Here is a 14,224-nt window from a genome sequence, read left to right on the forward strand (position 1 = left end):
GAATTCCTTCTGCATGGACACGTTCCTCAGGTCTCGACAGAGTTATCTGTATCTGGAAGTTGCAGTCAATATATCTGTAAACGGCGGTTGCACACAAGTGGACGGATCATGACGCACAAATACCCTTCCGCGCGCCTTCCGACGTGCGGATCGATGCGTTTCTCGCTCGGGCTGCGAGGGCGCTACACCCGCAGTATGATTGCCCACATTCCAAGGTGGAGGTGTATCCAGTGAAGTCGGTAGTCAACGCGACCATCGTCGCGGTTGCGGGTGCGGGTTTCTCGTTGGCGATGGCCGGGATGGCCCATGCCGGTGGCCCGACCGATACAACCGGGCAGTTCTACTCCGACGCCTCCTCCACTCTTAAGGGTGAGGGCTACACGGTCGTCGTTGCGGGTCGCTCTGGTGATCAAGTGGGCCTCGACAATTGCCTTGTCGCGCATCAGGAAGCGTTCACCGTCAAGAAGGGGCAGGACGACCGAGGAAAGATGGTCCACGTTACCCTGCGTTGTTACAAGGCAGAGGTCGCGGCGGCTAAGAAGGCTGCTGAGGATAAGGCGAAGTCCGCAGCGACGTAGTCGGCCCGGTCGCCCCGGTTGGTGGCGTCGCGGTAGCGCCCTGCAGCAGTATCTGCACGCAGTAGTCCACGAACCGCTGCCGACCCACGTTCAGCTCCTCGTTCAGGTATCCCCTGAAAAGGCTCGTCAGCGCGCCCACCAGGCTGGTTGCCACCAATTGCTGCTGCACCTCGTCGGCGAGGTTGGTACTGAGCTTTCCCTGTAGCAACGCGACGAATCGCGGCAGCCAGTCATAACCGGATTCCGAGAGCGTCGGCTCAAAGGTCGGCGCTATCAGCAGGACTCGCCCCATGGTGGGTTCGTCCACCATGAGCCGGACAAAAGCGTCGACACCCTCGTGTGCGGATCGGGCGCCGCTGAGCGCCTCGATCGCGCGAAAGCCCACGTGGTCGTAGACCGCACGGACAAACGTGTCGCGGTCGGAGAAGTTCTCGTAGAAGTACCGCTCGGTCATGCCCGCGGATCGGCATACGGCCCGGACGGTGACGGCCGGCCGGGGGCTGAGCCCCAGCAGTCGCACGCCGGCCGCCATGAGCTCGCGCCGCCGTTCATCTGCGCGCTCGGCCGCTGAGACGCCCGCCCAGCTACGCCGCTGCGCTTGACCGTTCGCCACGGGCCTCCTAATCTGATATCAAAGTTGACAACCTTGATTGTCACTATACGTCGAACTGCAATGGAGCGTTCCGAATGGTCAACGATATGTCCGAGGTCGCCCAGACGCAGCCTGTCGCCGAATCCGGCACCTTCGTGTCGGGCTGTCCGGTGAGTCACGGGTCTGGTTCGTCGGTAGCGGTGCCGCTCGGCCCTGAGTCGTTGACGTGGAAGTACTTCGGCGATTGGCGGGGGGTGTTGCAAGGCCCCTATGCCGGGTCCATGCAGAACATGCATCCACAGCTGGGCGCCGCCGTCGAGCAGCACTCCCTGTTCTTCCGGGAACGCTGGCAGCGGCTCCTGCGCTCGCTGTATCCGATCGGCGGCGTCGTATTCGACGGGGATCGGGCCCCGGCGACAGGCGCCGAGGTGCGCGACTATCACGTCAACATCAAGGGGGTTGATGATCAGGGGCGCCGGTACAGCGCACTCAATCCGGACGTCTTCTATTGGGCGCACGCGACCTTCTTCATGGGCACGATCGTCGTGGCGGACTGGCTCAGTGGCGGTATCGGCGAGGCCGAGAAGCGCCAGCTCTTCGACGAGCATGTCACCTGGTACCGGATGTATGGCATGAGCATGCGGCCGGTGCCCAAGACCTGGGAGGATTTCCAGGAGTACTGGGATCACATGTGCACCAACGTCTTAGAGGACAACAAGGCCTCGCGGGATGTGCTGGACCTGACCACTCTGGCGGTGCCGCCGTTTGCGCCCTGGATTCCCGAGGGCCTGTGGCGGCTCCAGCGACGGTTGGTGGCGCCGATGTTCGTGTGGCTGACCGTCGGGCTGTATCACCCTGCCGTCCGAGAACGCTTCGGCTACACCTGGTCTGCGCGCGATGAATGGTTACACCGCAAGTTTGGGCAGGGTGTCAACGTGCTCTTCAAGTTCGTGCCGGAGCGCAAGCGCCGTCACCCCCGGGCTCGCGCGGGGTGGGATCGCGCCGTCGGGCGTATCCCTGCCGACGCCCCGTTGCCACAGACCCCGGACCGCAACCTGCCGCCCCGGGATACTTGGGGCAGTCCCAACCATTACAACCCCAAGGTCTCCTGAACCCGGCTTTTTGGTGCTTGACGTCACCACATCGGTCCCCCTAGTGTCGGCGTGTAACTGAATCGCAATTCAGTTTCTGGAATGGGCGACAACGGAGTGGGTTATGACCGACGGCGAGGTCGATTCTCTGACGGCGGGGTGTCCGGTCACCCACGGCTCGGATCGGTCCATACCGGTGCCGCTGGGACCGGAATCGCTGACGTGGAAACTCACCGCGGACTGGTCCGGGATGTTGATGGGCTCCTACGCCACCGCGATGCAGAACATGCACCCGAAGCTCGGTGCCGCCGTCGAGCAGCACTCCACCTTTCTGCGTGAGCGGTGGGAACGGCTCCTGCGGTCGCTGTATCCGATCACCGGCGTGGTCTTCGACGGGGATCGTGCGCCGATAACGGGCGCCGAGGTGCGCGGATATCACGCCGGCATCAAAGGTGTTGACAGTCAAGGGCGCCGGTACAGCGCGCTCGACCCCGACGTCTTCTATTGGGCTCACGCAACCTTTTTCAAAGCGTTGTTGCTCTCGGTGGAGCGGTTCGGTGCGGGACTTACCGAGGGGCAGAAGCGGCAGCTTTTCGATGAGCACATCGTCTGGTACCGGATGTACGGGATGAGCATGCGGCCGGTGCCCAAGACCTGGGAGGAGTTTCAGGACTATTGGGATGACATGTGCGCCAACGTCTTAGAGGACAACAAGGCGACGCGTGATCTGCTGGACTTTGCCAAGTTGCCCAAGCCGCCGTTCCTGCCGCTGATGCCGACCTGGATGTGGCGCTTAGCGCTTCCCCTCTTCACCCGGTTCTCCGAGTGGGTGATGGTTGGGATGTTCGATGATCCAGTGCGAAAACGCCTGGGGTACACGTGGACCGACCGCGACGAGCGGCGTCTTGAGCTACTGGGGCGGGTAAACCACGCGATCTTCCGCCTGGTGCCGTTCCGGTGGAGGAAACATCCGCGCGCACGGGCGGGGTGGGACCGGGCGACCGGGCGGATGCCCGCCAACGCGCCGCTGCCGCAGACTTCAGCGCGCTACCTGCCTCCGGTGGCGCTGCGCGACAGTCCCCATCACTACAGCCCCACGGCGTCCTAACCGGCGGGCGGCCCTTCTTTACTTTTCGCCGGTGACATCGTGTTCAGGGTGCGAAGATGCTGCTCATGGCAGGAAGTTGGGGTTCTGTCCTCACCGGGCTTGTTCCGCTCGGGCTGGTTATCGCGCTGTCGCCGATCACGGTCATCCCGGCGGTGTTGGTCTTGCAGGCGCCGAGGCCACGGCCGAGCGGTCTCGCCTTCCTGGCCGGGTGGCTATTGGGCCTGGTCGCGCTGACGGCGCTGTGCGTCGCGGCCACCGGCCTACTCGGCGGGCTACACCGATCGGTGCCGAACTGGGCCTCGTGGGTGCGCGTGGTGCTTGGCTCGGCGCTGATCTTGTTCGGTATCTATCGGTGGCTGACTCGGCATCATCACACCGAGTCGCCGGGCTGGATGCGCTCGTTCGGCACGATCGGCCCGGCACGGGCGGCGATAACGGGGGCGGCTTTGGTGGTGGTACGGCCCGATGTCCTGTTCATTTGCGTTCCGGCCGGATTGGCGATCGGCGCCAGCGGGCTGGATATCGCAGATCGCTGGACGGCCGCGGCGTTCTTCGTCGCCGTCGCCGCATCGACGGTCGCTGTCCCGATACTGGCCTATGCGGCCGCGGGGCACCGCCTCGACGGCACCATGCGCCGGCTCAAGGATTGGATGGAGAAAAACAACGCGGCCTTGATGGCGGCAATCCTGGTGGTGATCGGTGTGATGGTGCTGTACAACGGAATTCACGCCGTGACGTGAGAAAGGCCTGCTATCTGCGCACCGGAAGCGGCTCGACGCCGACCAGCTCGCAGCTCTTGGCATACAGGTCATCCTGCGCCGCCAGCTTTTTCGTGTAACGCCGGACCGGGCTCGGCTTTTGTGCGGTGAGGTACTCCCCATTGTGCCCGCGGTGCTCCTCCGCCACCGCCATGTCGGTGATCAGCTGACTGGGCCGCTCCGGTGTGATCAGCGCCAGCATCACCAACGGCCGGATGGGCTGCGGTATCTCACGCCAGATCTCGGATCTGACGTTGCCGGGATGTAGCGCGTTCGAGGTGACTCCTTCGGGGAGTCGTCGGGCAAGGGCATTGCTGAACATCAGATTGCCCATCTTCGACTGGGCATAGGCGGAAAAGGTGAAGTAGAAACGCCGTCCACGCCAAGTCTTTTCATTGATCCTGCCCACGCTGTGGGCGACGGAGGCCAGGTGGATGACGCGGGCATCGCCGGTTCGGGCGGCCTGCAGCTGCGGAAGCAGCAGGTGCGTCAGCAGGAAGGGTCCTAGATAGTTGGCCCCCCACTGCAGTTCGAAGCCGTCCTCGGTGCTGGACTGGCGCATTGGTGAGGCGCCGGCATTGTTGATCAGCACGTCAACCTGGGGATGCTGTGCGGCTAGCTCACCGGCGAAGCGGTGGATGTGCTCGAACGAGGACAGATCCAGTGACATGACGTCGACGGGAGCGCCGGGCGTTGCGGCCAGGATTTCATCGCGGGCTGCCCGGGCCTTCTGCTGATTGCGGCAGGCCATCACGATGGTGTGCCCATCGGCGGCCAGCCGGTGCGCCGTGGCCAGGCCGATTCCGGCGTTCGCACCGGTGATGACCACTGTCCTTGGGGTGCTGGACATGCAGATCTCCTCGTTGAGACGTTCGGAACAGGGGAAGCTTCACACGGTGGCGGTCGGGTGTCGACCGGAGGACTGCCAGACGAGGCGCAGGGCTCTCATGGCGAACAGTAGCGCGATCGCGGTGAGAACCACGCGGACGAGGTTCAGCATGTTCCATTGCAGCGCGAGCTGATGTAGCTCGCTGGGGGATTCGCCCAGAGCGCCGAAGAAGAGTGTCATGTTGAGCTTGACGATGACATAGACGGACAGGACGACGGCCGCGATCTCGACGAGGCAGGCCAGGAACAGCGAGAGTTTCTCGGGGGCTCTGCGCGGGGTGCGCACGAACCAGACGATCAGGGTGATGGCGGCGATCTGGGTGAGCGGGATGTAGTAGTACACGGGATTGGTCACCTCGGTGAACTGCTGAAATGCCTTCAGCTGCTCCTTGGTGTCACCGGCGATGTTCGGTCCTATCACGATGGCCTCGTAGAGGTTTCCGAAGAACCACATCGCGATCCCGAACACGGTGAAGTACATCAGTATTCGACGGCCCATCGGCACATACTCCCAAGATTGGGGAACGATACGGCCGAAAGTCGTCGAAATATGGCCAGCGGCGGGCTTTCGGCGCCGCGGCGGGACCGATACCGTCTGCGCGTGACCAAGGTATTGCTCTCGATCCACGTGCTGGCGGTGATTCTCGCGGTGGGCCCAATCGCCGTGGCAGCCAGCATGTTTCCAGCGTTCGCACGTCGCGCTGCGGCCTCGCCCGACGGCGCTGGTGAGTTGGGAAGCTTGCGCACCCTGCACCGGGTCTGCCGGGTGTACGCGGCGGTGGGGATCGCGATTCCGATGTTCGGTCTGCCGCTGGCAGATTTGATGGGTGTCCTGGGCACCCCCTGGCTGATCGCATCGCTGGTGCTCACGGGGGCGGCCGCGGCGGTGCTGGTGTTTGTGGTGTTGCCGCGACAGCAGCGGGTGTTGGCCCAGCTCGGCGAAGGTGAGTCGCTCGATGGGCGGGTGTTCGCGCGGTTAGCGATGTTCACCGGGATCTTCAACCTGCTGTGGGCGGTGGTCACCGTGCTGATGATCGTGCGCCCCGGGTCTAGTACCGGGGTGTGACGGCGGAAAACCGCTAGCGCCGGTGGCCGGTAGTCCTGTGCAATTGCTCGGTGGATACCGCGACCGTCGCTCCGGCCCGTAATCGCTGGCTCCCTCTTCAGTTCGCAGCTCTCGCCCTGGTGTGGGGCGCGAGTTTCCTCTTCATCAAGATCGGTCTGCAGGGGCTTTCGGCGCTGCAGGTGGCGGCAGCGCGCCTGGATTTCGGCGCGCTTACGCTCGTCTCCCTGGTTCTGCTGCTGCGAGTTCCGCTGCCGCGCCAGGCCAAGGTGTGGGGACATATCGGCGTGGTCTCGCTGACGCTGTGTGTTGTTCCGTTCGTGCTGTATCCGTGGGCCGAGCAGACCATCGACTCCGGGCTGGCGAGTATCTACAACGCGGCAACTCCCTTGATGACCACTGTGGTGACACTGGTGGCGCTGCGGGCCGAGCGCCCCGGCCGGATGCAGCTGCTCGGATTGGCGGTCGGGTTCGTGGGTGTGTGCGTGGTGCTGGCTCCATGGCAGCTGCTCGGTCACGGGGGCCCGGTGCTCGCACAATTCGCCTGTCTTGGAGCGACTCTGAGCTACGGGATCGGTTTCGTCTACATGCGCAAGTACGTCACGCCGCTGGGTCTGCCCGCGCTGGCGGTCGCCGGTATCCAGGTAGGTGTGGGGGCGGTGCTGATGACCGTCGTGGTGGCGCTCGTGGACCGTCACCGGATGGACGCGACTCCGGCGGTGGTGTCGAGCATGGTGGCGCTGGGGGTGCTGGGGACCGGGTTGGCCTACGTCTGGAACACCCGCATCATCAACGGATGGGGTGCCACCGCGGCCTCGTCGGTCACCTACTTGACCCCGGTGATCGGGGTGCTGCTGGGCGCCGTGTTGTTGGGCGAGCGCATCGGCTGGCATGAACCACTGGGCGGGGCGATCGTGATCGCCGGAATTGTGCTGAGCCGCAGGGGTAGTCGCTGACCTGAGGTCATTGAGGCCGGTGTCGCATGCGCCAGCGTAAGGGCGGCTCGCCGAATCGGCGCTGGAACGCCCGGCTGAAGGCGGCATCCGAGGTGTAGCCGACGGCCCTGCCGACCTGGCTCACCGCCTCGGTGCTGAAGCGCAGGAGATGGGCTGCCCTATCGAGCCGCCGCTCGGTGATGTAACCGGCGGGCGGCTGTCCCAGCAGTGCGGTGAACCGCTGCGTGAAGGCCGAGCGTGACTGCTGTGCGTGCTTGGCGAGCTCTGCGATGGACCAGGGGTGCTCCAGATTGTTGTGTATCGCGGTGAGCACAGGGGCCAGGCGCGGATCCATGGACGCGGTGAGCCAGCCGGGTTCGGCGCGATCGGAAGTCGACCACTCCCGCAGCGCGTGGATGAACAGGAGGTCCAGGATCCGCGACAGCATCACCCAGGATCCAGGGCTGGGCGTGACGACCTCGGCCAGCACGAGCTGAAGAGACAGGGAGAGCCATTCATGGCCGGGCTGGTCGGCCCGAACGACGATGGCCGGCGGCAAGACCGACAGCAGCGGATCGGCGGCTGTCTTTCCGCGGTGAACCGCCCACTGACCCAACGGGTTGCCGTCGAGGTGTCGCGCGCATCGACGTGCCCGTCCGCCGCAGACAGGCTTCGCACGCAGCAGGGCTCGCCCTTGGCGAGGCGGTGTGCGGTACCGCGTGCCAGGAGCACCATGTCTCCTACGCCGAGGGTGTACTCAGGGTCTCCGTCGATATGCACGCGGAGCCCCGGGGTCTCCGCGATGTGGAGTACGCGATCGCTGGACGGAAGGGCGATATCGAAGGGCGGCTCGGAGGAGCAACGCATCACAGTTTCGCCCCTCAACCCTATCGCGGAGAGGACGCTGGAGAAGGCGTCGATATCTGTCGAGTCTGAGAACCAGCTGTGCGATTTTGGCCGATCGGCAAAATATTCAGGATGATCGGTCATACCACTTGCTCCATAGTCCAAATATGTTGGAGGAGCCCCGGTAAGTCAACAGTGCCGCCGACGGCGGACACGACGGGGTTGGGCTCGTCCAACATCTACTGAGAGGCAGATATGTCCAGCAAACCGGCCATCGTCTTGGTCCACGGATTCTGGGGTGGCGCCGCACATTGGGGGAACGTGATCGTCGAGCTGCATAAGCGCGGCTACGGGGAGCTCTACGCGGTCGAGAACCCATTGACGTCATTGGCCGATGACGCCGCCCGCACGCGGCAGATGGTCCAGCAGATCGACGGGCCGGTGCTTCTTGTCGGGCACTCGTACGGCGGCGCGGTGATCACCGAGGCCGGCGATCTTCCGAACGTGGTCGGCTTGGTCTATGTCGCAGCGTTCGCCCCCGATGCCGGTGAGAGCCCGGGGCAGCTGACCGAACAGCTGCCGCCCGCCGCCGCGGCCAATCTGGCACCTGACAGCGATGGTTACCTGTGGATCAAGCAGGACAAGTTCCGCGAGAGCTTTGCTCAGGACCTGTCCGAGGACGCGGCACTCGTCATGGCCGTCACTCAGAAGGCGCCGCTGGCATCGACATTCGGGGACGCCATCACCGCGCCCGCATGGCGGGTCAAGCCCTCCTGGTATCAGGTATCCACGCAAGACCGGATGATCAACCCGGAGAACGAACGCAAGATGGCGCAGCGGATCAACCCCCGCAAGACCATCGAACTGGATGCGAGCCACGCCTCGCTGGCGTCGCAGCCCGTTGCCATCGCCGATCTCATCTCGGAGGCCGCTGAGGAACTCGCTGGCTGAGAGATGGCGCGAGTGGGGGCATCGGCACATGCTGCCGGTGCCCCCATTGGTGTTCGTTAGGGGGCCAGGTCTTCGGTAAAGGCCTCGTCGGCAAGGTCTTCGAGCTCCTTGCCCTTGGTTTCGGGTCCCAGGAGGTATCCGATAATTGTCAGGATCCACAGGCCGCTGAGCGCCAGATAGGGCGTTTGGATTCCGTACTGCGTTATGGCCCAGCCCACCAGGGTGGGCGCGGCGATGGAGACGACGCGGCCACCACCGACTGCGATACCGAATCCGGTGCCGCGCAACACGGTGGGGAAGAGCTCGGCTACGTAGGTATCGCCGACGCCCCACAGCCAGCCGAGTGTGGCGATAGAGATGGCGCCGAACACCAAATACTGCGAGAGCGAGTCTGAGGTGGCTCCCAATGCGGTGGAAGCGATTTCGATGACCGCGGCGAGGATGGCCGAGGGGCGTCGCCCTATCCAGTCGGCCAGCGCGGTGCCGATGAACACGAACACGGCTTGCAGCAGAAAGAAGATCAGGGCATAGCGGATCGCTTCTACCGAGGTGGCGTGGAATTTCTTGACGATGTAGGTGGTCAGGAAGAGTGTCATGCCCCAGTAGCCGACCGCGTTGGCGGTGTAAACCAGCCATCCGACCATGAGGCGCCGTCGCACGCCGGGCAGATGCCACAGCGTGGGTTTGGTGGCGCTACGTTCGACCTTGGCCCGGGTCGCTGTGTAGCGGTGTGATTCCTTGATGCCTTGCCGGGCAAGGAAAAGCACGATCGCCGGGACGATCGCGACGATGAAGGCCGCCTGCCAGCCGAAGCGAGGAACCAGCACCAGGGCAACACCGGCGGCCAGGACGTAGCCCAGCGAGAAGAGTGAAAAGATCACGCCACCAACGCCTATGGCTCGGGTCTTGGCCGGCCATACCTCGGCGGTGTAAGGGGCCCCCACCGCGAGCTCACCGGCCCCGCCGACACCCGTGAGAAACCGCAACCCGGTGAAAGCGGCGACGTTCGTCGTGAGACCTGCCAGGGCGGTCGTGATGCCGTACAGCAGGATCGAGGCCCCGAGCGTTGTTTTGCGCCCCCATCGGTCGGCGGCAAGGCCGAATCCGATGGTGCCGATCGTGTAGCCGAGGAGAAAGATCGAGCCGATGTAGCCGGCTTGAGCCTCGGTGATGTGCAGGGTCTTCTTGATCTCGGGCAGCACCAGACCGTAGATGTTCACCGCGTACGAGTCGAAGCCGTACCCGAGCCCCGCCGTCACGGCGACGAAGAACGCCTGCCGGAACGTCACGGGCTGGGACTGAGGCGCTGCTGTCTCGGTGGTGTTCTGGGCCGTCGACGTCATTTTCCGAACGGTAGGCAGCGGGAGAGGGCCTGATAAGGCTCCTGCTCCCGCTGATCGCAACCGGCGCGCTGGTGCCCCCCGTAGGGCTCGAACCTACGACCTGCGGATTAAAAGTCCGTAGCTCTACCAACTGAGCTAGAGGGGCGTGCCGAGACAGAATACTGGTCGGAGCGGCGAGCCAGCACCGAGGTAATCCGGTTTGGGTTCTGGGGAGGTTGTGCCCTAAGCTAGGCGAGCTCCCAACGTGACCACGTTGACGAGTACCCCGGAGTGATTCGGACATGGGCCCCCATCGTCTAGTGGCCTAGGACGCCGCCCTTTCACGGCGGTAGCACGGGTTCGAATCCCGTTGGGGGTACGCAACCAGTTCATACTGGGAGCAGAGTAAGGCCCTGTGGCGCAGTTGGTTAGCGCGCCGCCCTGTCACGGCGGAGGTCGCGGGTTCGAGTCCCGTCAGGGTCGCCAGTACGGCGAGGCAGTTTCTGTGGATCTGCCGTCCGGCCAGGTAGCTCAGTTGGTACGAGCGTCCGCCTGAAAAGCGGAAGGTCGCCGGTTCGATCCCGGCCCTGGCCACCATGAGAGCCCGCTGGTGACAGCGGGCTTTTCCGTATTCGGGGCACGCGCGTCCATGCCGGGGGCGTACACGGTCCCATTCCGCTGTGGACAGACCTACTTGCGGCGCTGCGCCCAGGCTTCGCGCATCTCACGGTTGAACCGCCAGCCGATGCCGTCGAGCGGATTCCACGACCGGCTGCCCTTGGCCCGATGCCGGTAGTAGGCCGGGCCCGCCAAAATCATGTACACGGCGCCGTTGGTGCCGAATCCTCCGAATCCCAGCCCCGGGAAGGCGAGGTACACCACCACACCAAGGAGTAGGCCTAGCAGCATGATGGTTACGGCTTTCCGCCACATGCCTTTCACGATGAAGTAGATGGGCCCGAAAAACAGTGCAGGCAGATTGATGGCCGACCGCATCCTGACCGCGAAGGGTCTGGCTTTCGCGGCGGCGACCGCTTCCGGCGTAAATCTCGTCCCGTAACGGTCATAGAAATCGAACTTCAGCCGCCAGTACGCTGACAGGTCGCTGCGGTCATCGATCGTTGCCACGGCCAGCAACCTAGCAAATTCGTAAAGGCGGTGTTGCATAGTGCCGCGCGCTGCCCTGACGCGGGCGCGCCGACTCGGGTCAATTAGCCAAGTCCAGGTTGGCCGTCGTGCGGAATGCCCATAATTCCGGTGCCTTTTGGCATGACCCAGGCCAACGATGTTTGCTGCTGCGTTTGAGTGAACTCGGTGACGGTATCGAGCTCGCAGCGTGGGGCGCCATGCCAGTAACCGTCGTGGAGCTCGATGGCTCGATGAAGCGGTTCTCGGAGCCGGTGTTCGCGGGGATCGCTGCGCCTGGAGCCGTTGCCGGGGCGCTGAGCGTGTGTGGGGTGTCTCGTGGCGGCTGCGATTATCGAGACTGTTCCGCCACGGATCATTCTCAATGACCGCGGCCGCGTCGATGGTAGTCAGCGCGGATCACTGCCATCCGGATCCCAGGTGTTCGGAATCATCGGCGCACGAGCCCCCTCGCTGAGATCGTCATTGCGACCCAATGTCGCCAATCCCGCTGCCGCCGTGTCTTGTCTGGATGCAGTACCGGTGAACCCCATCGGTCCGGCACCGCGGCGTGAAGCCGTTGCGGAAGGCTCGTCCCAAAAGGTCGCGGTGGCGTCCATATCCATGTATTCGACAGCGCGGCCTTCGTCCTTGCTCCGATCCCGTCGTCGGCGTGCCTGCCGTGCTGCCGCTGTCGCGGCCGTTGCTGCCCGTTCTGATGCTGAATTCCATGCTGTAGCGCTCGACCTCGTGCGAACCCGGCTCGTCAATGCCAATCCCGCGCCGATGCGGGGTCCGCCACCCACGGCATACGGGAAGGAGAAGCCTGGGTCGCCGACAGGCGGCGGAGGCGACGGCGCGGGCGCAGTGCTGGTGACGGTCGGCGCTGGTGCACCGGAAGGGGCCGATGCCGGAGCTGACGGAGATGGACTGCTCGTCGGTGCCGACCCTGCGGCCGCCGCTGTCGGAGGCTCCTGAATGGGATCCGGTTCCGCGGCAAGAGCATCAGGCGATGGTTGAATCCCGGACAGGCCGGCGAGCCCGGCCACCGAACCCAGGCTGGCGATCGCCAGAGCCAGCGCGGGCTGGATCAAGGCGGGGGCGAACTGGCCGATTGTCGAAGCCAGTTGTGCGGCATGAAAAGCCACGTCCGCCAGCACCAAAGGAAGGTTGGTCAACAGTGCGGCCGGATCGGTCAGCAGGTTGTTCCACAGCAGCTCAATATGCTCGACCATCTCACCGGCGACGTGCACCCACCACTCCGGGTTGGTGGGGTCCAGGTCCCCGTGACCGTGGTCGTCGCCGTGCTCGTGGTCGTGATCGTGGCCGTTCAGGATCGGCGGTGGCGGCGTAGCGGGCGGTGTGGACGCCAGTGCGACATCGGAGGCCGTTTGGTACGTCGCCATCGTGGTGGCGGCCTGCACCCACATGCGGACGTAGTCGGCCTCGGTGGCCACGATGGGAATGGTGTTGATACCAAAGAAGTTTGTGGCCATCAACGCCGCGTGTGTAGCGTGATTGGCGGCTAACTCGGCAAGGGTAGGCATGATCGCGAGTGCCGAGCTGTAGGCGCCCGCCGCGGCCCCGTGCTGAGCGGCCCGGCCACTACTTTCGACGGCACCTTGGGTCAGCCACTCCAGGTATGGAACGTGCGCCGCCACATACATGTCCGCGCTGGGGCCCTGCCACGCTGCGGCATGGGTAGCAGCCAGAATTGCGCGAAGTTCGTCGGCAGTGGCGGTGTAATGCGCACTCAGCGAAGACCATTCGGCAGCGGCTGCGAGTAGCGGTCCGGGGCCCGGACCTCCGCTGAGCAGGGCCGAATGCACCTCCGGCGGAGACGCCATCCACACCGGCATAGCCATTCCGCACCCTCCGCAGCACTAATGACAACGATAACGATATTCATTTACATTAGCGTGTGAGGTTCTAGGTCGTGCCGGTACCCCGTAGGCGTTCGGTGCATTCGGTGCACGCTCGACAATATCGACGCCTCAGAATTCGGAGATATGTTCTCGGCGAACGCAGTTCAGATGAGCGCATGCTGCAGGCTGCGGCAGGCCCTGGCCACGAAGTCCTTCGATACCTGCGCCCACGGCGCGAATCTGCCGAAACCGTGGAAGGCGCCCTCGACCACTTCCAACTCGCACGGCACCCCGGCGGCTTGCAGGCGTTCGGCGTAGGCGAGGTCTTCGTCGTGGAACAGGTCGGCGGTCCCGATGCCCAGCCATGCCGGCGCCAACCCCGCCAGATCGGGGCGGCGGCCCGGCACCGCGACATCGGGGTCTGCGTTGCCGAGATACGAATCCCAGCCGAACCGGTTGCTTTTGTTGCTCCACATCCGCAGCGTGGTTTCGTCGACATCGGTGCGCGCGGCGGTGCGGTCATCGAGCATCGGATAGACCAACAGCTGCATGGCGGGGGCCACCTCGCCGCGATCGCGTGCCAGCAGCGCCAGTGCCGCGGTCAGTCCACCGCCGGCGCTGGCACCGCCGATGGCGATGCGGGTCGGGTCGATCCAGCCCTGCACGGATAACCAGCGCAGCGCGGCATAACAGTCCTCGATGGGGGTGGGGTAGGGATGTTCGGGCGCGAGGCGGTAGTCGACGGACACGACGGGAAGTCCCGTCTCCCGCATCACCTTGCGGCAGAAGAGATCGTCCTGGCGGGCGGTGCCCATCACATAGCCGCCGCCGTGAATCCACAACAGCGCTGGGGACGGTTCGTTGAGGTTCTTGGGAACGTGTGCGCGTACGGTCACGTCGTCGTTGACTGCCATGGTCCGTATCCCGAACCTCGGGAGCAGCCCCGAGGCGCGGATAACCGCGCGCAGCGTCGACAGCGTTCGCGGAAGGCCGACCTGCCGTGGAAAAACCTTGGCGGCCAAGCGGAGACTTGGATGAATGTCAGCGGACGACACACAGCGAGTATGCCGGGGGTACGGGCATACCGTGCGCGAATCGGACA

Annotated in this window: 14 protein-coding genes, 4 tRNA genes and 1 pseudogene; 10 read left to right on the forward strand and 9 right to left on the reverse strand. The window is 64.5% G+C overall.

Translation table 11 applies throughout. From position 1 onward, the window contains the following. Positions 1-230: 230 nt before the first annotated feature. Positions 231-578 carry a hypothetical protein gene (locus B4394_RS24145; protein ID WP_078312936.1) on the forward strand — a complete coding sequence of 116 codons (348 nt, stop codon included), beginning with the start codon at positions 231-233 and terminating at the stop codon, positions 576-578. Here B4394_RS24145 and B4394_RS24150 read toward each other — a convergent pair. After that, positions 535-1,191, reverse strand: coding sequence for a TetR/AcrR family transcriptional regulator (locus B4394_RS24150; protein WP_078312928.1), 657 nt, complete (start codon positions 1,189-1,191; stop codon positions 535-537). The two genes, B4394_RS24145 and B4394_RS24150, sit on opposite strands and share 44 nt — an antisense overlap. Before the next feature lie 74 nt (positions 1,192-1,265). Between B4394_RS24150 and B4394_RS24155 the strand changes: the two genes are divergently transcribed. The 3 genes from B4394_RS24155 to B4394_RS24165 all read left to right on the forward strand — a co-directional run bounded on the left by B4394_RS24155 (position 1,266) and on the right by B4394_RS24165 (position 4,109). Beyond that, positions 1,266-2,282, forward strand: coding sequence for an oxygenase MpaB family protein (locus B4394_RS24155; protein WP_078312927.1), 1,017 nt, complete (start codon positions 1,266-1,268; stop codon positions 2,280-2,282). 103 nt (positions 2,283-2,385) lie between these two features. Then, positions 2,386-3,369: an oxygenase MpaB family protein gene (locus tag B4394_RS24160; RefSeq protein WP_078312926.1), complete on the forward strand. Its 984-nt coding sequence runs from the start codon at positions 2,386-2,388 to the stop codon at positions 3,367-3,369. Positions 3,370-3,434: 65 nt separating this feature from the next. Next, positions 3,435-4,109: a GAP family protein gene (locus B4394_RS24165; RefSeq protein ID WP_078316509.1), complete on the forward strand. Its 675-nt coding sequence runs from the start codon at positions 3,435-3,437 to the stop codon at positions 4,107-4,109. A 10-nt stretch (positions 4,110-4,119) separates the two neighbouring features. Here B4394_RS24165 and B4394_RS24170 read toward each other — a convergent pair whose 3' ends face one another. Further along, positions 4,120-4,977: an SDR family NAD(P)-dependent oxidoreductase gene (locus B4394_RS24170; RefSeq protein WP_078316493.1), complete on the reverse strand. Its 858-nt coding sequence runs from the start codon at positions 4,975-4,977 to the stop codon at positions 4,120-4,122. Between the two features lie 39 nt (positions 4,978-5,016). Next, positions 5,017-5,514 (reverse strand): anthrone oxygenase family protein, encoded by a 498-nt coding sequence (locus tag B4394_RS24175; protein ID WP_078312924.1) that lies wholly within the window; start codon positions 5,512-5,514, stop codon positions 5,017-5,019. Between the two features lie 102 nt (positions 5,515-5,616). Between B4394_RS24175 and B4394_RS24180 the strand changes: the two genes are divergently transcribed. Beyond that, positions 5,617-6,081, forward strand: coding sequence for a DUF2269 family protein (locus B4394_RS24180; RefSeq protein ID WP_078316510.1), 465 nt, complete (start codon positions 5,617-5,619; stop codon positions 6,079-6,081). Positions 6,082-6,131: 50 nt separating this feature from the next. Beyond that, the gene (locus tag B4394_RS24185; protein WP_078316494.1) at positions 6,132-7,034 is read left to right on the forward strand and encodes a DMT family transporter; all 903 of its coding nucleotides are present in this window, start codon (positions 6,132-6,134) and stop codon (positions 7,032-7,034) included. A gap of 7 nt (positions 7,035-7,041) precedes the next feature. Here the strand turns inward: B4394_RS24185 and B4394_RS24190 are convergent. Then, a pseudogene (locus tag B4394_RS24190) lies at positions 7,042-8,003 on the reverse strand (AraC family transcriptional regulator). Positions 8,004-8,114: 111 nt separating this feature from the next. On the opposite strand from B4394_RS24190, the gene B4394_RS24195 reads away from it, so the two are divergent. After that, positions 8,115-8,810 carry an alpha/beta hydrolase gene (locus B4394_RS24195; RefSeq protein WP_078316495.1) on the forward strand — a complete coding sequence of 232 codons (696 nt, stop codon included), beginning with the start codon at positions 8,115-8,117 and terminating at the stop codon, positions 8,808-8,810. A 56-nt stretch (positions 8,811-8,866) separates the two neighbouring features. Here B4394_RS24195 and B4394_RS24200 read toward each other — a convergent pair whose 3' ends face one another. Both B4394_RS24200 and B4394_RS24205 read right to left on the reverse strand, forming a co-directional pair. After that, on the reverse strand, positions 8,867-10,153 hold the full coding sequence (locus B4394_RS24200) for an MFS transporter (protein ID WP_078316496.1): 1,287 nt from the start codon (positions 10,151-10,153) through the stop codon (positions 8,867-8,869). Positions 10,154-10,222: 69 nt separating this feature from the next. Then, positions 10,223-10,298, reverse strand: a tRNA-Lys gene (locus B4394_RS24205). Positions 10,299-10,438: 140 nt separating this feature from the next. Here B4394_RS24205 and B4394_RS24210 point away from each other — a divergent pair. From B4394_RS24210 to B4394_RS24220, 3 genes are all read left to right on the forward strand, one after another. Next, positions 10,439-10,511 (forward strand) — tRNA-Glu (locus B4394_RS24210). A 30-nt stretch (positions 10,512-10,541) separates the two neighbouring features. Continuing rightward, a tRNA-Asp gene (locus tag B4394_RS24215) sits at positions 10,542-10,618 on the forward strand. A gap of 34 nt (positions 10,619-10,652) precedes the next feature. Beyond that, positions 10,653-10,729 (forward strand) — tRNA-Phe (locus B4394_RS24220). A gap of 93 nt (positions 10,730-10,822) precedes the next feature. On the opposite strand, the gene B4394_RS24225 is transcribed toward B4394_RS24220, so the two are convergent. The 3 genes from B4394_RS24225 to B4394_RS24235 form a co-directional block, all read right to left on the reverse strand. After that, entirely contained in the window at positions 10,823-11,266 is a 444-nt protein-coding gene (locus B4394_RS24225) for a DUF2628 domain-containing protein (RefSeq protein WP_078312933.1), read from the reverse strand. Positions 11,267-11,667: 401 nt separating this feature from the next. Continuing rightward, positions 11,668-13,122: a PPE family protein gene (locus B4394_RS24230; RefSeq protein ID WP_139360433.1), complete on the reverse strand. Its 1,455-nt coding sequence runs from the start codon at positions 13,120-13,122 to the stop codon at positions 11,668-11,670. Between the two features lie 164 nt (positions 13,123-13,286). Beyond that, positions 13,287-14,177: an alpha/beta hydrolase gene (locus B4394_RS24235; RefSeq protein ID WP_078316498.1), complete on the reverse strand. Its 891-nt coding sequence runs from the start codon at positions 14,175-14,177 to the stop codon at positions 13,287-13,289. Positions 14,178-14,224: the final 47 nt, after the last annotated feature.

This window comes from Mycobacterium sp. D16Q16 (assembly GCF_002013745.1).
In the GTDB taxonomy this organism is placed as follows: Bacteria; Actinomycetota; Actinomycetes; order Mycobacteriales; family Mycobacteriaceae; genus Mycobacterium.